Annotated in this window: 16 protein-coding genes; 10 read left to right on the plus strand and 6 right to left on the minus strand. The window is 74.2% G+C overall.

The genetic code is table 11. The features are described from left to right. The first annotated feature begins 81 nt into the window (after window positions 1-81). Complete coding sequence (locus DMB38_RS07535; RefSeq protein WP_206337801.1) at window positions 82-1,053, plus strand: small ribosomal subunit Rsm22 family protein; 972 nt, start codon at window positions 82-84, stop codon at window positions 1,051-1,053. A 5-nt stretch (window positions 1,054-1,058) separates the two neighbouring features. On the opposite strand, the gene ddaH is transcribed toward DMB38_RS07535, so the two are convergent. Then, window positions 1,059-1,877 carry a dimethylargininase gene (gene ddaH / locus DMB38_RS07540; protein ID WP_346429495.1) on the minus strand — a complete coding sequence of 273 codons (819 nt, stop codon included), beginning with the start codon at window positions 1,875-1,877 and terminating at the stop codon, window positions 1,059-1,061. A 455-nt stretch (window positions 1,878-2,332) separates the two neighbouring features. Between ddaH and DMB38_RS07545 the strand changes: the two genes are divergently transcribed. After that, window positions 2,333-3,076: a bifunctional DNA primase/polymerase gene (locus tag DMB38_RS07545; protein WP_125934501.1), complete on the plus strand. Its 744-nt coding sequence runs from the start codon at window positions 2,333-2,335 to the stop codon at window positions 3,074-3,076. Window positions 3,077-3,201: 125 nt separating this feature from the next. Here DMB38_RS07545 and DMB38_RS07550 read toward each other — a convergent pair whose 3' ends face one another. Then, on the minus strand, window positions 3,202-4,188 hold the full coding sequence (locus DMB38_RS07550) for a hypothetical protein (protein WP_125934502.1): 987 nt from the start codon (window positions 4,186-4,188) through the stop codon (window positions 3,202-3,204). Between the two features lie 179 nt (window positions 4,189-4,367). Between DMB38_RS07550 and DMB38_RS07555 the strand changes: the two genes are divergently transcribed. Then, window positions 4,368-5,093 carry a CDP-alcohol phosphatidyltransferase family protein gene (locus DMB38_RS07555; RefSeq protein ID WP_206337658.1) on the plus strand — a complete coding sequence of 242 codons (726 nt, stop codon included), beginning with the start codon at window positions 4,368-4,370 and terminating at the stop codon, window positions 5,091-5,093. On the opposite strand, the gene DMB38_RS07560 is transcribed toward DMB38_RS07555, so the two are convergent. Then, a complete protein-coding gene (locus DMB38_RS07560; protein ID WP_125934503.1) occupies window positions 5,053-5,538 on the minus strand; it encodes an adenylyltransferase/cytidyltransferase family protein in 486 nt (161 codons plus the stop codon). The two genes, DMB38_RS07555 and DMB38_RS07560, sit on opposite strands and share 41 nt — an antisense overlap. A 122-nt stretch (window positions 5,539-5,660) precedes the next feature. On the opposite strand from DMB38_RS07560, the gene DMB38_RS07565 reads away from it, so the two are divergent. From DMB38_RS07565 to DMB38_RS07575, 3 genes are read left to right on the plus strand one after another with little or no spacing between them, the layout of a single operon-like run. After that, entirely contained in the window at window positions 5,661-7,043 is a 1,383-nt protein-coding gene (locus tag DMB38_RS07565; protein ID WP_125934504.1) for a glycosyltransferase family 4 protein, read from the plus strand. 13 nt (window positions 7,044-7,056) lie between these two features. Further along, window positions 7,057-8,769 (plus strand): lipopolysaccharide biosynthesis protein, encoded by a 1,713-nt coding sequence (locus DMB38_RS07570; protein ID WP_240662016.1) that lies wholly within the window; start codon window positions 7,057-7,059, stop codon window positions 8,767-8,769. After that, the gene (locus DMB38_RS07575) at window positions 8,770-10,272 is read left to right on the plus strand and encodes a hypothetical protein (protein WP_125934505.1); all 1,503 of its coding nucleotides are present in this window, start codon (window positions 8,770-8,772) and stop codon (window positions 10,270-10,272) included. Here the strand turns inward: DMB38_RS07575 and DMB38_RS07580 are convergent. Beyond that, window positions 10,193-11,815 (minus strand): alkaline phosphatase D family protein, encoded by a 1,623-nt coding sequence (locus tag DMB38_RS07580; RefSeq protein WP_125934506.1) that lies wholly within the window; start codon window positions 11,813-11,815, stop codon window positions 10,193-10,195. The two genes, DMB38_RS07575 and DMB38_RS07580, sit on opposite strands and share 80 nt — an antisense overlap. Before the next feature lie 130 nt (window positions 11,816-11,945). On the opposite strand from DMB38_RS07580, the gene DMB38_RS07585 reads away from it, so the two are divergent. The 3 genes from DMB38_RS07585 to ligD (DMB38_RS07595) all read left to right on the plus strand — a co-directional run bounded on the left by DMB38_RS07585 (window position 11,946) and on the right by ligD (DMB38_RS07595) (window position 14,454). Beyond that, window positions 11,946-12,965: a DUF4429 domain-containing protein gene (locus DMB38_RS07585; protein WP_125934507.1), complete on the plus strand. Its 1,020-nt coding sequence runs from the start codon at window positions 11,946-11,948 to the stop codon at window positions 12,963-12,965. Between the two features lie 100 nt (window positions 12,966-13,065). Then, a complete protein-coding gene (locus DMB38_RS07590) occupies window positions 13,066-13,422 on the plus strand; it encodes a group 1 truncated hemoglobin (protein ID WP_125934508.1) in 357 nt (118 codons plus the stop codon). Window positions 13,423-13,449: 27 nt separating this feature from the next. Beyond that, window positions 13,450-14,454 (plus strand): non-homologous end-joining DNA ligase, encoded by a 1,005-nt coding sequence (gene ligD, locus DMB38_RS07595; RefSeq protein ID WP_125934509.1) that lies wholly within the window; start codon window positions 13,450-13,452, stop codon window positions 14,452-14,454. Window positions 14,455-14,830: 376 nt separating this feature from the next. Here ligD (DMB38_RS07595) and ligD (DMB38_RS07605) read toward each other — a convergent pair whose 3' ends face one another. Further along, entirely contained in the window at window positions 14,831-15,754 is a 924-nt protein-coding gene (gene ligD, locus DMB38_RS07605) for a non-homologous end-joining DNA ligase (protein WP_125934510.1), read from the minus strand. 31 nt (window positions 15,755-15,785) lie between these two features. On the opposite strand from ligD (DMB38_RS07605), the gene DMB38_RS07610 reads away from it, so the two are divergent. Then, the gene (locus DMB38_RS07610) at window positions 15,786-16,862 is read left to right on the plus strand and encodes a Ku protein (protein WP_240662017.1); all 1,077 of its coding nucleotides are present in this window, start codon (window positions 15,786-15,788) and stop codon (window positions 16,860-16,862) included. 17 nt (window positions 16,863-16,879) lie between these two features. On the opposite strand, the gene DMB38_RS07615 is transcribed toward DMB38_RS07610, so the two are convergent. Then, complete coding sequence (locus DMB38_RS07615; protein ID WP_125934511.1) at window positions 16,880-17,608, minus strand: DUF2382 domain-containing protein; 729 nt, start codon at window positions 17,606-17,608, stop codon at window positions 16,880-16,882. Window positions 17,609-17,676: the final 68 nt, after the last annotated feature.

Genomic DNA, 17,676 nt, shown 5'->3' on the forward strand with positions numbered 1-17,676 from the left:
GGTGCGCCGGGGCGCGGGCGCGGGCCGTAGGCTCGGAGCGTGGATGTCGAGGATGATCTTCGGGGCGCGCTCGGACGGCAGTTGGAGGGCGTCGGCACCCGGCGGGCGGCGGCGGCCGTGGAGCGGCTCATCGCCGGCTACCGGGGTGGCGGCCCGGCCCCGGCGCTGCGCGACCGGGACGACGTGGCGGCGTACGCCGCGTACCGGATGCCGGCCACCTTCCAGGCCGTACGCGCCGCGCTCGGCGCGCTGGCCGAAGCCACGCCCGGCTGGGCACCGGACAGCCACCTCGACGTGGGCGGCGGGACCGGCGCAGCCGTCTGGGCGGCCGCGGCGGTCTGGCCGACCGGGCCGCGCCCGACCGTCGTCCTCGACCAGGCCGAGCCGGCGCTGGCGCTCGGCGGCGCACTGGCCGCAGGCGCCGCCGCCCCCGCGGTACGCGGGGCCGAGTGGCGCCGCCGCGCACTCGGCGCCGCCCCGGCGGGCCCCGGGTGGGCCCCGGCCGGGCTCGTCACCGTGTCGTACCTCCTCGGCGAGCTGCCCGAGAAGGTACGGCGCGAGGTCGTCGCCTCCGCCGCAGAGGCGGCGGAGGAGGCCGTCGTCGTCGTGGAGCCGGGGACTCCGGAGGGCTGTCTGCGGGTGCTCGCGGCCCGGCGGCAGCTCGTCGAAGCCGGCTACGAGGTGCTGGCGCCGTGCCCGCACAGCGCGCGGTGCCCCATGGAGGGGACCGCCGACTGGTGCCACTTCGCCGCCCGCGTGCAGCGCTCCGCGCTGCACCGCCGGGTCAAGGGCGGCGAGCTGGGGCACGAGGACGAGAAGTTCTCGTACGTGGCGGCGGTACGGGCCCCCGCCGGGGCGCCGGCGCCCGCGCGCGTCGTACGGCATCCGCAGCTCCGCAAGGGTCTGGTGCTGCTGGAGCTGTGCACGGCCGGCGAGGGGCTGGCCCGTGCCACCGTGTCCAAGCGGCAGGGCCCCCGCTACCGCGCCGCCCGGGACGTGCGGTGGGGGGACGCGTGGCCGCCGCCCGGGGACGACGGCCACGACGGGGCGTAGCCGGCTCAGTCGCGCAGCTCCAGCGTGCAGCACTTCACGCTGCCGCCGCCCTTGAGCAGTTCCGTGAGATCCATCGGGACCGGCTCGAAGCCGCGCGCCCGCAGCGGCGCGACCAGCCCGGCCGCCGCCTGCGGCAGCAGCACGTGGCGGCCGTCGCTGACGGCGTTGAGGCCGAGGGCGAGCGCGTCCTCCTCCGCCGCGAGGAGCGCGTCGGGGAAGAGCCGGGCGAGGACGTCGCGGCTGCCCGGGGAGAACGCGGCCGGGTAGTACATGACGTCGGTGTCGGTGGAGTCGTCCAGGACGCACAGCGCGGTGTCGAGGTGGTAGAAGCGCGGGTCGACCAGGTCGAGGCCGATGACCGGGCGGCCCAGGTACTCCTGCGCCTCGGCGTGCGACTCGGGGCTGCTGCGGAAGCCGCGGCCCGCGAGGATCCAGGAACGGGTGACGGCGAAGTCGCCCTCACCCTCGTTGACGTGCTCCGGCAGGTGGTAGTCGGCGAAGCCGTGCGCGCGGAACCAGCGGCGCTGGGCGGCGGCCTCGCCGCTGCGCTGCGGGTACGCGAAGCGCGCGCCCAGCACGCGGCCGTCGACGACGAGCGCGCCGTTGGCGGCGAAGACCATGTCCGGCAGGGCGGGGTCGGGCTCCAGCAGTTCGACGGTGTGGCCGAGGGAGCGCTGACGGGCGACCAGGTCCTCCCACTGCGCGAGCGCGAGCTGGAGGTCGACGGGTTTGGCGGGGTCCATCCACGGGTTGATGGAGTACGTGACGGCGAAGTGTGCCGGTGGGCACATCAGGTACCGGCGCGCCGAGGCTGTGCGCAACAACGAGGGCTCCTCACTGCTGACGTCCAAGCGCCGGCCCGCGGATCGCGCACGCCGACGCACGTAACCGAATGGTGCCCGGTGAACGGCCGCGCGCGCAGTAGTGCGGCACGGGTGGCCGGGGTCGCGCCGCGGGGCGCGGGGGTGCGGACGAGGAGTGCGGCCCGCCAAAGGCGCATTTAGCGCCATACGCACAGGTGACCGGTGGTCACGTTTTCATCGCGTACGGCGGCGGGCGGGCGGCGGCCCCGTGGCCCGGGATCGGCCGCATCCGCGCAGGTCCGGGCGTATGGGCCGGGCCGCGAGGCGCCGCCGGGGCGGCATCCGCGCCCTCGGTACCTGAGGGCGGCCCGCGGACCGGATGGCATACCGTGGCACAGGGTCGGCCTACGGGCACCCGCTGCGGTGGCAGCATGAGGATCGGGTCCTAGGGACGACGGGCCGAGGTGAGGGGACGCATGGCACGAGTACGCAGGCTTCCGCAGTGGCTTCCCGGCACCCGCCGGGGCCGGACGCGCGGCAGTGCCGCCGCGGCGGAGCGCCTGCAGGCGGCCGCCGCGGAGCGCAGGGAACTGCTGCTCGCCGCCGCCGACGCGGGCCTGCCGCTGGCGCCCGCCGCGTACCCGGAGGGCTACGGCTGCTCCTGCGACCGCATCGGCTGTCCCTCCCCCGGCCGCCATCCCGTCTCCTTCGCCTGGCAGACGCAGGCCAGCGCCGACGCGCAGCGCGTCGAGCGGTGGCTCGCCGCCCAGCCCGAGGCCAACTTCATCACCGCCACGGGCCGCAGCCACGACGTGCTCGACGTGCCGCAGGAGGCGGGCACGCGGGCGCTGGCGCAGTTGGAGGGGGAAGGTGTCGCGGTCGGCCCGGTGGCCGTCAGCCCGGAGCCGCCGGGGCCGGGGCGGATGCTCTTCTTCACCTCCACCCGCGGGACGCCGGAGGACGAGGACGAGTGGTGGCCCTGCGAGCTGGACTGCCGCCCGGAGACCATGGACGAGCACCCGGGGCTGCGCTGGCACTGCCGCGGCAGCTACGTGCTGGTGCCGCCGGCGCGGCTGCCGGGGGACGACGGCGTGACGTGGCTGCGCGGTCCCGAGCATCCGCTGCCGGACCCGCTGACGCTGCTGGAGGCGCTGACGGATGCGTGCGCGGCGTACGCGGGCGCGGAGCGGGAGCGCGAGGCGGCCTGGCCGCTGAGCTGAGGGCAAGCGGCGCCGGCTGACGGCACGCACTCCCGGCTGACGGCACGCGCACCGCGCCGGGCAACCGCGCGGCGGGCCGACGGTTCGTCCGCGTACGCCGCATTCCGCCCGCAACTCCTCCCGGCTCAGCTCCCCTCGGCGCCCACGAGCCCTTCCAGGCGGTTGTAGAAAACGATTCCGTCGCCCTTGTCCTCGCGCGGCGGCACCACCGCCGCCTGCTGCGAGACCCGCTCCATCGTCAGCGACTTCTCCGGCGTCCCCTCCCCCTTCATCAGCGGCTCGGCCGCCGCCGGCACCTCGACCTCGCGGCCCTCGGCCACCGTCTGCTTGACGAAGTGCCGGGTAGTGAAGAGCACCAGCGCACCGCCGTCGGCCAGCCGCAGCGCGACCGGCGGGTACTCGGGGGTGGCCTCGTCGACGTACTGCGTGACGTACTCCGGCGTGCGCCGGTACTGATCGCGCGCGCCGACGCGCTCGGAGGTGTGCTGCCCCGGCGCGAAGTCGTCGCCCCGGCCGTCCTTCAGATACGCCGCGTACGCCTTGCCCACCTGCCCCGGCGCGACCGTCAGCCCGGCGGAGGCGCCCAGCGGCACACGGCGGACGTGGCCGTCCTCGTCCTCGGCGAACTTGCCGATCTCGGCCTGCTCGGTCTCGTCCAGCAGCGACAGGTGCGTCGCGTGCCAGCGCGCCTCCGGTCCTTCCTTGACGAAGACCAGGAGCCAGCGCAGCTCGTTGCGGTTGGTGAGGGTGTCGGCGACGAACCACCGCGGCCAGCCGCGCTGCTGGGGTATCAGATACCGGGTGTCGCTGAACTCCAGCGGCTCGTAGTCGGGGTTGCCCTCCGGGTAGTCCGCCTTGCGCACCGTCAGGCCCGCCTGGTCGATCTCGCGGAGCCCGCCGGCCTCGATGCGGGAGTTGACCTCGAGGTCGTAGTCCTCGTTGGCCTTGTTGTTCAGCTTCCCGAACCGGTCGAGGACGCGGCCCGCCTCGTCCGTGCTCACGGCGGGCTGGAGCACCTCCTCGCCGTGGACCGTGACGCAGCCCGTGAGCGTCAGCAGCGCGGCCAGCATCGGCACCGCGGCGACGGCCACCCGGAAGCGGCGTATCGGCATGATCTTTTTCTCCGACTCCTGCGCGGGGCCTGGGAACGGCGTCACCTTACCGGTTCCGGGGCCGGTCATCGGATCGGGACCGGATCTGCCGGGGCGGGCGTCCCGGCGGGCAGTGATTCGGCTCTCATTCCCCTCCGGCGGGCCAAAACCCTTCCCCGGGACGGGTCCGAGCGATCATCATGCTGCGCATGACATTCGGGGCAGCACTGAGCGAGTTGCGCAATGCTCAGAAAACGGCGAAGGGCGTCTCGCTCTACTCGCGCCACGTCAACCGGCCGCTGGGGCGGGTGTTCGCGGCGGGGGCGTACGTCCTCGGGCTGCGGCCGAACCATGTGACGCTGCTCAGCGCGGCGTTCACCGGCGGCGGGATCGCCGCCGTCGCGCTGGTGCGCCCCGGCTGGGGCCTGGCCCTCGCGGTGTACGCGCTGCTCGTCGTCGGCTTCGCCCTCGACTCGGCCGACGGCCAGCTCGCGCGGCTGCGCCGGGAGTCGAGCGCGGCCGGCGAGTGGCTCGACCACGTCGTCGACTGCGCGAAGGTCACCGCCGTGCACGCCGCCGTCCTCGTCTCGTTCTACCGGTTCTTCGACCTCTCGTCGGACGCCTGGCTGCTGCTGCCGCTCGGCTTCCAGCTCGCGGCCGTGCTGATCTTCTGCGGCGGGCTGCTGGCCGACAAGCTCAAGCCGAAGCCCGCCCCGGGCGCCGCCCCCGCGCCCGCCCCGCCGCCCTCGCGGCTGCGCGCGGTGGCGCTGCTGCCCGTCGACTACGGCGTTTTCTGCGTGGTGTTCCTGCTGCTGGGCAGCGAGAGCGCCTTTCTCGCCGGTTATACGGCGCTGGCCGTGGCGGCGGCGCTGTTCCTGATCGCGTTTATGGCGAAATGGTTCCGGGAGCTGTCTGCGACGAGCTGACGGGGGTCTCGCCGCGCGGGCCGCGGTCCGCGAGCGCGTCGAGTGCGCGGCGCAGTTGGGTGCTCGACGTGTGCACGGTGTACGGGAAATAGACCACTTCCACGCCCACCGTCCTGAAGTCGGCCTCCAGCTTGTCCCCCTTGGGCGTGCCCCGCCAGTCGTCGCCCTTGAAGATCACGTCGAAGCGGACCTGCTGCCAGGTCTCCAGCTTGTCGGGCACGGTCTCGACGAACGCGGCGTCCACGTGCCGGATGCTGCGTACGATCTCCAGCCGCTCGACCAGCGGCACGACCGGGGCCCGGCCCTTCGCCAACTGCGCCATCTCGTCGGAGACGACGCCCGCGACGAGATAGTCGCAGCGGCTGCGGGCGTGCCTGAGGATGTTCAGGTGTCCGACGTGAAAGAGGTCGTAGACCCCAGGTGCATAGCCGACCGTGTGCGCCACGGCACCCCCCAAGTATTCCCCCTGATATGTGCGCAACCCCCAGCGCGCCAGGAGTGTCAACCATAACGGGCAGGTGCGGATAAGGTGCAACCCGGGCTTCGGGAAGGCAAACGAGGGATGGCATGGTGACGCGAGTACTGCTGGTTTCGACCAACTATGCGCCGGAACAGGCAGGAATCGGGCCATATGCGACACAGATCGCGGAGCACTGGGTCGAGACCGGTCACGCCGAGGTGCATGTGCTGGCCGGCATGCCGCACTACCCGAACTGGCGCGTCGCCGAGGAGTACCGCGGTCTCTGGCGCAAGGAGGAGGAGCGGGCCGGCGTCCGCCTGCACCGCCGCCGCCACTCCGTCCCCGCACGGCAGACCGCCGTACGGCGCGCGCTCTACGAGGCGTCGATCCTCGCCCACGGCATCGCCGCGCCGCCCCGCATGCCCGCACCCGACGCGGTCGTCGCGCAGTTGCCGAGCCTGGCCGGGGGCGCGCTCGGCGCCCGCCTCGCCCGCCGCCACGGGGTGCCGTACATACCCGTCGTCCAGGACCTGATGGGCGCCGCGGCGGCGCAGAGCGGCATCCGCGGCGGGGGCCGCGCGGCCGCGGCGGCGCGCGCTGTGGAGTCCCGGGTGCTGCGGCGGGCGGCGCTGGTCGGGGTGATCCACGAGACGTTCGTTCCGCGCGTGGCCGCGATGGGCGTCGACGAGAAGCGGATACGTGTCGTCCCCAACTGGTCCCACGTGACCGGGCCCACCCGGCCGCGCGCCGAGATGCGCGCCCGGCTGGGGTGGCGCGAGGGCCAGACGGTGCTGCTGCACTCCGGGAACATGGGGCTGAAGCAGGGCCTGGACGTGCTCGTCGAGGCGGCCCGTACGGCCCCCTCGCTGCGGGTCGTGCTGATGGGCGACGGCAACCAGCGCGCGCACCTGGCCGCGCTGGGCGCGGGGCTGCCGAACCTGGACTTCCTGCCGCCCGCCGACTCCGTCGACTTCACCGACGTGCTGGCCGCGGCGGACGTGCTGGCGGTCACGCAGCGCTCGTCGGTGCTGGACATGAGCGTGCCGTCGAAGCTCACCTCGTACTTCGCCGCCGGACGGCCCGTGGTCGCCTCGGTCGCCGACGGCGGGGGCACGGCGGAGGAGATGCGGCGCGCGGGCGCGGGGGTCGTAGTGCCGCCGGAGGACCCGGCGGCGCTGCTGGAGGCGGTGCGTACGCTGGCCGCGGACAGGGAGGCGGCCGACGCGCTGGGGGCCAGGGGGCCGGTGTACGTGCGGGAGCACCTGAGCAGCGAGGCGGGTCTGGGCCGGATCACGGCGCTGCTGGACGAGGCCCTGGAGGGGGCTCGGACCGGGGCGGCCGGCGGGGCCGGGGACGAGGCGGCGGACGGGGCGGGAGACGGGGCCGCGGACGAGGCGGCGGTTGTCCACAACCGGCCGGTTATCCACAGGCGGAAGGCGGCCGGGGAGCCGGCCGGGGGGTCCGTCGCGCATACTGACAAGACCGGTTGAGGGGGCCGAGACCATGTCACAGCACGTTCCCGGCGAGAGCCACGGCATGCAGCCGCAGGACGAGCCCGACCTGCTGCGCGACCAGTTCCGGCAACTGCTGCGGTACCGCGGGATGATCGTCCTGGGCGTCGTCCTCGGGCTGCTGGGCGGCGGGTGGATCGCCCTCGCCTCCGGCGACGAGTACATCGCGTCCAGCGAGGTCACGCTCCGCCAGGTCAGCCTCGACCCCTTCTCCTCCGGCAGCGACGCGACGGCCATCAAGGAGAACATCGGCACCGAGCGGCAGACCGCCGCGAGCAACGCGGTCGCCAAGATCGTCGCCGACGAGGTGGACCACCCCGAGGACGGCGAGAAGCTCCAGCACGGCCTCCAGGTCACCAACCCGCCGAACACGCTGGTGCTCCGCTTCGACTACAGCGCCGACGACCCCGAGACCGCCGCCGAGCGCTCCAACGCCTTCGCCGCCGCCTACCTCGCGTACCGCGAGGACAAGAGCAAGCGGACGATCGACAACATGGTCGAGGCCTATGACGACCAGGTCAAACCGCTGATCGCGGAGCGGGACGCGCTCGACAGCGAGATCGAGTCGCTCGGCGAGGGCCGCGCGCTGGAGTCGGCGCTCTCCGCGCGCTCCTCGCTCAGCCAGAGCATCGGCCAGATCACCGCCGACCGCGCCAAGCTCCAGGCCCTGGACACCACCCCGGGGCACGTCGTGCGGGACGCCACGCCGCCCGCCGAGCCGGCGGGGCCGGGGATCTTCATGCTGCTGGGCCTCGGCGCCGCGTTCGGCGTGGGCCTCGGGCTGCTCGTCGCCTGGGTGCGGCTGGTCTTCGACCCCACGGCCCGCTCGGAGAGCGATGTCGTACGGGCGCTGCACGCCCCGGTGCTGGGCACCCTGCCGCGCACCCGCAGACCCGGCGGGCTGCTGGCCACCGGCCGGGTCGCCGAGGAGTACCGCTCGATGGCCTTCCGGCTGGCGTACGACCAGCGGTTCGCCGACCGGCGGCGGCTGCTGGTGGTGGCGCCGCGGGGCAGCATAGACATCCCCGCCGCGGTCTCGGTGAACCTGGCCGCGTCGTTCGTGGAGATGGGGCACGAGGTGCTGCTCGTTGAGGCGGACCTGCGCACGCCGAGCCTGTCGGCGCGGCTCAGCGCCGCCGACGGGGTGCGGCCCGGCTGGGCCCGTACGCCCGCGCGCGGTGACGGCGGCTGGCCGACGGGCCTGCAGATACCGATCGACGCCGGCGAGTCCGGCGCCTTCGACCTCATCCCCGGCACCCGGGTGCGCAACGCCGCGCGGGCCCTGACGTCCGCACCGGCCACGCAGTTGATCTCGGAGGCGGACGCGCCGGGCTCCGTCGTGGTGGTGCTGGCGCCGGCCGTGCTGTCGTACGCGGACGCGCTGGCGCTCGCCGACCGGGTCGACGGCGTGCTCGTCGTCTGCGACCCACGGCAGGTGCACCGCGAGGACTTGGCGCGCATCCGCGAGCTGATATCGGGCGCGGGCGGCACGGTGCTCGGCGCGGTGCTGCACTCGCACGGCAGCGGCGAGCCCGACGCCGGCGGGCGCGGCCGGTCCGGCAGAGGCGGGGGCCGCGGCGGCGCCCGGGGCGACGGGCGCGGCGGCGAGGCCGGTGCGGGCACGGGGGTGCCGGCGCCGCCGGCCGAGGCCACGGGGGCGGACTACCCGGCCGACAGCCGGGCCGTGCGCTCCTCGCGGCGGTAGATGCGCGCCCGCTGGGCGATCGCCTCCTCCGTCGCCGACCAGGGCGTGGCGGCGCTGACGAACATCGCGGTGCTGGTGGTCGCGGCGCGGGAGTCGTCGGCGGAGGGGTTCGCGGTCTTCTCCCTCGTCTACATGACGTTCACCGTCGTGCTGGGCGTGCAGAGCAGCTTCGTGGGTCAGGCGCTGGTGCTGGAGCGCGACGGCGGCAAGAACGGCCGGGCGGGCGCGGGCGGTTCCGGCGCGGGGCCCGACGGGGCCGGCGCCACCCAGGACGGGCCGGTCATCCCGTCCTGGGCGGAGCCCGACCCCGACGCGCCGCGCCCGCCGCCCACCGGCGTCGCGTCCGCGTGCCGTTCCGCGGTGACGTTCTCGGCGCTGTCGTCCACCGCGGTCGGCGGCACGGCGGCGCTGCTGCTCGCGCTGGTGCCGGGCGAGTTGGCACACGGTCTTGCCATGCTCGGCGTGGTGCTGCCCGTCGTCCTCCTCCACGACGTGCTGCGGTACTGCTTCGCCGCGCTCCGGCTGCCGCACCATGCGCTCCTCGCCGACCTGCTGCGGCTCGTCGTCGCCGTCCCGGCGCTCGTACTGCAGCCGGACGGCTCGTCCCCGGCCCGGCTCATCGCCGTGTGGGGCGCGTCCGCGCTGCCCGCGCTGCTGCTCTGCCTGGCGCTGGCCGGGTACCGGCTCCGCGGCGCCCGCGGCGACTGGCGGCGGTACCTGCGCCGGGGGCACCTGGGCCGCCGGTTCGTGGTGGAGTTCGCGGTGGGCAACGGCGCGACCCAGTTGTCGGTCATCGGCCTCGGGCTCGTCGCCAGCCAGCTCGCGGTCGGCGCGCTGCGCGGTGCGACGACGCTCTACGGGCCGATGAACGTCCTCTACAACTCGGCGACTTCCTTCGGCCCGCCGGTGATGAACCGGATCCCGAACCTGCGCGGCAAGCTCCGCTCCGCCGCCGCCCTCGCCGTCCTGCTCGCCGGCACCGCCGCCGCCTGGACGACGGTGCTCGTCCTGCTGCCCGACTCCGCGGGACGCGAACTCCTCGGCGACACCTGGGCGTCCACGTCCTCGCTGCTGCCCGCGACCGGCAGCCAATACGCGGGCATAGCGCTGGGCACCAGCGCGCTGCTCACGCTGCGCGTGCTGCGGCCGGAGAGCACGCTGCCGATCCAGGTCGTCTTCTCCCTGCTCTCGGTCGGCTGCATGCTCACCGGCTACGCCGCCGGGGGCGTACTCGGCGCGGCCTGGGGCCTGTGCGCCGGTTCCGCGCTGAAGGCCGCGGCCCTGTGGCTCAGGGTCGCGGCCGTCAGCCGCTCGCTCGCCGCCACCGGCCCGGGCGGTGCGGGCGGTTCGGGCGGCACCGCCGGGTCGGGCGGCGGTGCCGGGTCCGCTCACGCGGGCGGCCACGCGCCCGTCGGCGGGACCGTCACACCCGGTGCAGTCCCGGCCGCCCGGCCTCGATCGCATAGGAAGCCGCGGTCGCGACCGGGGCGCCTTCGGTGGTGATGTACGGCACGACGCGGAAGTCCGCGCGGCACTGCTCGCGGTCGAGCGCGACGGTCACGTAGCCGCGGCGGCCGTCGTAGAACCGCAGGTGCGGGTTGGCCTGGGTGAGCCGGTCGTAACTCGCGGGCCGCTCGGCGCCGTTGCCGCCGCTGCTGATGGAGGTGGCGACGATCTCGCTGGCGACGGCGGGCGCGGCCGGGTCGGCGTAGTCGCGCTTGACGTCCATCGCGTAGTGCACGTGCACGTCGCCCGTGAGGACGACGAGGTTCTCCGCCCCCGCCGCCTCGGCCGCGTCCAGGAACCGGGTGCGGGCGGCGGTGTAGCCGTCCCAGGCGTCCATGCTCACGGTGTACTCCTCGATCGGTTCGCTGCGCCGCTCGGCGAGTACGACCTGCTGCGGCACGACGTTCCACCGCGCGCGCGAGTCGCGCCAGCCGTCCGCGAGCCAGTGCTCCTGCCGCTCGCCGAGCATCGTGCGCGCCGGGTCGTCCGCGTCGCCCCCCGGCCGCGCCCAGGCGCCGCCGTACGCCTGGTCGCTGCGGTACTGCCGGCCGTCGAGGACGTCGAACTGCGCGAGCGTGCCGTAGTGCAGCCGCCGGTACAGCCGCAGGTCGGCACCGCGCGGGCGCTGCGGCCTGCGGAGCGGCTGGTTCTCCCAGTACGCCCGGTAGGCGGCGGCCCGGCGGACGAGGAACTCGTCGGGCGGCAGGTTGTCCTGGGAGATGGCGCCCGCGTAGTTGTTCTCGACCTCGTGGTCGTCCCAGGTGAGGATCCAGGGGTGGGCTGCCTGGGCGGCGCGCAGGTCGGCGTCGCTGCGGTAGAGCGCGTAGCGCAGCCGGTAGTCCTCCAGCGTGACCGTCTCGTGGTTGAAGACGGCGGGGAGGGTGCCCGCGGGGTAGGCGCGGCTGCCGCCGGTGGAGGCGACGGCGCCCTCGTAGATCCAGTCGCCGAGGTGGAAGACGGCGTCGAGGTCCTCGTTCGCGAGGTGCTTGAAGGCGGTGTAGTAGCCGCCGGGGTAGTTCTGGCAGGCGACCACGCCGAAGCGCATGGCCGAGTTGCGCGCGTGCTGCGGGGGCGCGGTGCTCGTACGGCCGACGGGGCTGATCCAGGGGCCGAGCCGGAAGCGGTAGTAGTACGGGCGCCCGGGCGCGAGTCCGTCGGCCTCGACGTGCACGGTGTGGTGGAACTCGGGGTGGGCGAGCTCCCGTCCGCGCCGGACGACACGGCGGAAGCCCTCGTCGTGGGCGATCTCCCAGTCGACCAGGAAGGGGGCCGGCGGCATCCCGCCGTCGGGTTCGAACGCCGCGGGCGCGAGCCGGGTCCACAGCACCACGCCGTCGGGGGCCGGGTCGCCGGAGGCGACGCCGAGGGTGAAGGGCTCCTGGCGTATCGTCGCCGGGTCCGCCGGCTCGTCCGCGTGGGCCTGCGGCAGACCCACGGAGAAGGCGAGCGCGGCGGCGGCACCGGTGACGGTGAGGAAGCGGCGGCGGCTCACGTGCGCCGCGGCGGCACGCAGGGCGTCTTGCGGGTTCGGAGGCGTCATGCGCGGTATTGCAATTGCTGGGGGCAACCGCTGTCCATACCCGGTGCGTCGGCAAGGTGACAGAGCGTTGACGTCTAGAGCGGATTCCAGGCGAACTGACGTTCACGTGAGCGCGCCATAGACTCACGGCATGGCCGAGGTGATCGCGAAGGACGGTAGCTGGGAGTTCGACGGCGAGATCATACGGATCATCCCGGGCCGCGATCGGGGGGTGCACAAGCTGCGGCAGTTGCTCGGCGAGGTCGCCGTGCCGCTGCCGGCGGTGGCGGGGATCGCGTACGAACCCGGGCGCAAGGGCGGGGTGTTGCGGCTGCGGCTGCGCGACGGCGCGTGCCCGCTGCTGCGGGCCGCGGGCGGCCGGCTGCCGGAGGCGGCGAGCCCGTACCTGCTGCGGCCGGAGCGCGACCGCGGCGGGGTGGCGGAGTACTTCGCCGAAGAGGTGCGCAGGGCACTGCTGTTGGACCAGGTGCCGGACGGGCCCGTCGACCGCTATCTGCTGCCGGGCCCCGCGGTGCCGCTGACCGTGTCCGGCATGGACGGCAACGCGACGTTCGACGGCGAACGGATCCGGGTGGAGTGGAAGGGCCTGGTCGAGGAGGTGAAGAAGGCCACGGGGAACAGGACGCTCCGCCTCGCCGACCTGGCGGCGGCGGAGTGGATACCTGCCGCGGGCATGGGGATGGGCGGCCTGCGGTTCCGGCCGCACCGGACGGTGGTCTTCCTCGCCGTGGACAAGGATCCGCACACGCTGGCGCTGTGGGGGACGAAGAGGGAGCTGGGCGAGGCGGTGCTGCTGGCGGCGGCGGTGACCGTACGGCTGCCGCACCCCCACGCGCCGGAGGACGCGGCAGGCGGCGGGTCCGGGCAGGCGGCCGCGGCGCTGCCCGCAGCCGGTGAGGAGCCGGCGGACGCGGTGCCGCCGGAGTTCCGCAAGGAGCCGCCCGCGGCGTCCGCGGAGGCGTCGGCGGCCCCCGCCGAAGCGGCGGCGGCGCGGGCGAGTTCGGAGGCCGCGGTTCCGGGCGGCGACCATGACGCCGTGCTGCGCCGGCTGCGCGAGCTGGGCGAGTTGCACGCCGCCGGGGTGCTGACGGACGAGGAGTTCGCAGCCGCAAAGCGGGCGATCCTGCAGCGCATGGGCGGAAACGGCTGACAACGCGCGCCACCCGGCGTGCGGTTGGCGAAAACTTGGGCCGGAATTAAACGTTCGACGCTCTTCACTCCAGCCCCACAGGCCCCAATAATCGGGCCCCATGACTATTTACGACTCGATCGGCGGGGAGACGGCGGTCGCGACCGCCGTGGACAACTTCTACGACCGAGTGCTCGACGACCCGGAGCTGAAGCCGTTCTTCGACGGCATCGACGTCCAGCGCCTCAAGCGCCACCAGCGCGCCTTCATCGGCGCCGCTCTCGGCGGTCCCGGCGGCTACAACGGCCGCGGCATGCGGAAGGCCCACGAGGGGCTCGGCATCACGCCGGCCCACTTCGAGCGGGTGGTCGACCATCTGACGGCCACGCTCATCGGTCTCGGCGTTCCGGACGAGACCGTGAAGACCATCGGCGCCACCCTGGAGCCGCTGCGCGCGGACATCGCCCAGGAGGCGTAGCGCAGGCCCGGAACTTACTCTGCCCGCATGACCGACCCCGGCGGGCTGCCGCACGTCCCGCCCATGCTGGCGGTCTCCGGCAGCCTGCCGACGGCCGCCGCGGACCCCTCGTGGGCGTACGAGCTGAAGTGGGACGGCATCCGCGCCGTCGCGTACGCCCCGGGCGACGGCTCGCTGACGCTGCGCACCCGCAACGACAACGACGTCACCGCCCGCTACCCCGAGCTGGCCCCGCTCGGCGAGGCCCTCGCCGCCGCCGGTCACGCCTGCGTGCTCGACGGCGAGATCGTCGCGCTGGGCGCCGACGGCCGCCCTTCCTTCGGCGCGCTCCAGCGCCGCATGAACCTCACCCGCGGCGCCGTCATCGCCCGCCTCGCCACCGAGGTGCCGGTCGACTACATGGCGTTCGACGTGCTGTACCTCGACGGCGAGTCCACCCTGCGCCTCCCGTACCGCGAACGCCGCGCGCTCCTCGCGGACCTGCGTCTCGAAGGGCCGCACTGGCGCACGCCCCCGCACTGGGAGGGCCACGGCACCGAGGCGTGGGAGATGACCGGGCGGTACGGGCTGGAGGGGCTGCTCGCGAAGCGGCTGGAGTCGCCCTATCTGCCGGGGCGGCGCAGCGACCTCTGGCTGAAGATCAAGAACGTCCGCACCCAGGAGGTCGTCGTCGGGGGCTGGACGGAGGGCGCGGGCAGCAGGTCGGACGCGGTCGGCGGGCTGCTGATGGGCGTCTGGACGGAGGCCGGCGAGCTGGCCTACGCGGGCACGGTGGGCAGCGGCTTCTCCCGGCACGCGCTGGAGGTGCTGCGGGAGCGGCTGGCAGGGCTGGCCCGGGAGACGAGCCCGTTCGCCGGCCCGGTCGCGGACCGGCACGTGCGGGCGGGCGGCGCGGTGCACTGGGTGGAGCCGGAACTGGTGGGGGAGGTCACGTACGGGGAGTGGACGGCGACGGGCGTGCTGCGGCACCCGGTGTGGCGGGGGCTGCGGCCGGACAAGAGCCCGGAGGAGGCGCGGCGGCCGGAGGCGTAGCGGGTGCCCGTACGCGCGGGAGCGGCCCTCGTCCGCGTACGGGCCGGCCGGACGCCCCGAGCCTCCGGGCCCGCCGCGTGCCCGGCGCCCCGAGCACGCCGGGCACGCGGCCGGGGCGCATCCGCGCGGCGAAGGGGACGGCCCTGCGGAACGCGCCCGCGGCCGGCGGCAGGGATCGTTCGCTCTCCGCGGTCCCGGCGCACCGCGCCGCGCGACCTGCGGAGTCATCCTGCTCCTCTGCCACGTGGCGTCGTTCTGCGCCGCCACCGAGGACTGCCGCCGGGCTTCTGCGCCGCACTCGTCCCTGGCGTTCATCGCCTCCTGAAAGGCGGCGTTCCCGCCCTGCCGGTGCACTCTCCACTGTCCCACGAATGGACTAATCAGTCATATCCGGCAGGTCGAAGTGGTCGTCGAGCAGCGGCGCGAGCAGGTCACCATGCGTCGCGATGCGCTCCGTCACGTCACCGGGGAGGAAGACCAGCTCGTCGGGATCCGCACATGCCTCCACTTCGTCCCAGGTCAGCGGGGTGGAGACGGTCGGCCGGGCCTTGGCGCGCAGCACGTAAGGGGCGACGGTGGTCTTCGCCCGCGAGTTCTGGCTCCAGTCGACGAAGACCTTCCGCGGGCGCAGCTTGCGCGCCATCCGGTGCAGGATCAGCTCCGGATGCTCCTCCTCCAGCCGCCGGGCCAGGGACTTCGCGTACGCGCTGGTGGCCTCGGCGGAGGCGGGGGCGAGGGGCACGTACAGGTGCAGGCCCTTGGAGCCGGAGGTCTTCGGCCAGGCGTCGAGCCCGTCGGCGCGCAGCGCCTCGCGCACCAGCAGCGCGGCCCGGCAGCACTCGACGACGGTGGCGGGCGCGCCGGGGTCGAGGTCGAAGACGATCCGGTCGGCGAGGCGTTCGTCCGCCCTGACCGGGGCCGCCGGCGCCGCGCCGGGATCGGCCGCCTTCCACTGCGGTACGTGCAGCTCCAGCGCGGCGAGGTTCGCCGCCCAGAGCAGCGTCGGCAGGTCCTGGACCAGCACGTGGTGCACGGTGCTCCGGGTCAGCTCGACATCCGCGACGCTCACCCATTCAGGCGTGCCCGCGGGGGCGTTCTTGGCGAAGAACCGCTCCCCGTCCACGCCGTCCGGGAAGCGCAGGAAGGAGGCGGCCCGGTCGCGCACGTGCGGCAGGAGGGCGTCGGCGACTTGGGCGTAGTAGTGCAGCGCCTCACCCTTGGTGAAGCCGTACTCGGGCCACAGCACCTTGTCGAGGTTGCTGAGCTTCAGGCGGCGTCCTTCGACCTCGGTGACCGGCATATGCTGAACCTCCGGGAGAGAGGACATATGGATGAAATCTATATGGAAGGGTGCGATCTCCTTCGGGTTGGTCAGCATTCCGGTCCAGCTCTACTCCGCCACCGAGGAGCGCGGCGTGTCCTTCCGGCAGGTGCACGCGGCGGACGGCGGCCGGATCCGCTACCGGCGCTTCTGCGAGCTGGAGGACCGCGAGGTGCAGTACGCGGAGATCACCAGGGCGTACGAGACGGAGGACGGCGAACTCGTCGTGCTCACCCCCGAGGACCTCGCGGAGCTGCCGCTGCCCAGCAAGAAGATCATCGACGTGGTGGGTTTCGAGGAGGTCGGCTACTTCGACCCCATTCAGTTCTCCCGCGCGTACTACGTCAAGGCCGCCGACGCCGCGGCCGCCAAGCCGTACGTCCTGCTCCGCGAGGCGCTGAAGCGCTCGGGGCGGGTGGCGGTGGTGAAGGTGGCGCTCCGCAACCGGGAGGCGCCCGCGCTCGTACGGGTGCTGGAGGAGGAGGACGTGCTCGTCCTGCACACGATGCTCTGGCCCGACGAGGTGCGCTCGGCGCAGGCGGTGGCGCCGGACGAGAAGGTGACCGTGCGCCGGCAGGAGCTGGACATGGTCGACTCGCTGATGGACGCGCTGGGCGGCTACGACCCGGAGGAGTTCACGGACGAGTACCGCGAGGCGGTCGAGGCGCTTGTGGCGAGCAAGGAGGGGATCGCACCACTGCCGAAGGAGGCGGCGGCCGGCGAGGAGCGGGGGCAGGTGATCGACCTGATGTCGGCGCTGGAGGCGAGCGTCCAGGCGGCGAAGGACAAGCGCGGGGGACGGCGGCGCCGCGGAAGAAGGCGGCGGCGAAGAAGACGGCCGCGAAGAAGACGACGGGGAAGAAGACGACGGCGAAGACGGCGGGGACGAAGAAGACGACGGCGAAGAAGACCGGCACGGCGGGGAAGAAGACGGCCGCGAAGAAGACGGCCAAGAAGACGGCGAAGAAGCCGGGCAAGGCAGCCTGACGGAGGCGGTGGCGCCGGGACCGCCGGAGCCGGCCGCGGACTCCGGAGAGACGGAGCGCGGGGGCCCGCACGTGGGCGGGCCCCCGCGCCGGGGGCATGACGGGAACGCCGTCGTGGTCAGAACCAGCGACCGCGCCCCTTGCCTTCCCCGATGTCCTCGGCGGCGCCGGGGGTGTCGGCGGTCTCGGGCGCGGCGGCGTGGCCGGACGTGCCGCTGCTCTGCTCCTGCTGCTGGCGGCGGGCGCCCTCGCGCAGGTCGTAGCCTTCCTGCACCTCGCGGACGCTCATCGACGCGTTCGAGCCGGCCGGCACGTTCTCGACGATCTCCTCGGTCTTGAGGACGGTCTCGAAGGTCTGGGTGTCCTCGATGCGCCGGGTGCCGATGTCGGCGACGGCGTAGGGCTCGGACACCTTGTGGACGACGACCTCGGCGTCTTCGCCGTAGAGCGGCACCTTCACGCTGCGCTCCACGAACTCGTGGTGGTCGCCGGCGATCAGGTTGCCCTCCTTGCCGTCGACGTCGCTGCGCCGTACGACGCACTCGTCGTGGCCGCGCGTGACCTCGAACCGCTGCGGGGTCTCCCGCACCCGGATCGTGACCTCGGCCTCGCCCATGGGCTGCCGCCGGTCGACGGGCTCGACCTGGAGCCGCTCGCGGTACGCGACGACACGCTGGTCCTCCGCCGCGCCGCCGCGCTGCGCGCTCTCGGGCTGCTGACCGCGCCGGCTCTGCTCACCCTGGCCGCCGCCGCCCGCCGCAGCGGCGGCGTCGGTCTCGCGCCCTACCCCCGCGGCTTCCGCGGCCTTGCCACTGCCGCCACTGGCTGTGTTCCTGTCGGTCTGCACAGTTCCTCCCGCTGGTGGTGCGTGCAGGGATAGAAGCGGTCCGCCGACTCAATCTCGACGAAACCGGC

The sequence above is a fragment of the Streptomyces sp. WAC 06738 genome (assembly GCF_003945505.1).
Classification (GTDB): Bacteria; Actinomycetota; Actinomycetes; order Streptomycetales; family Streptomycetaceae; genus Streptomyces.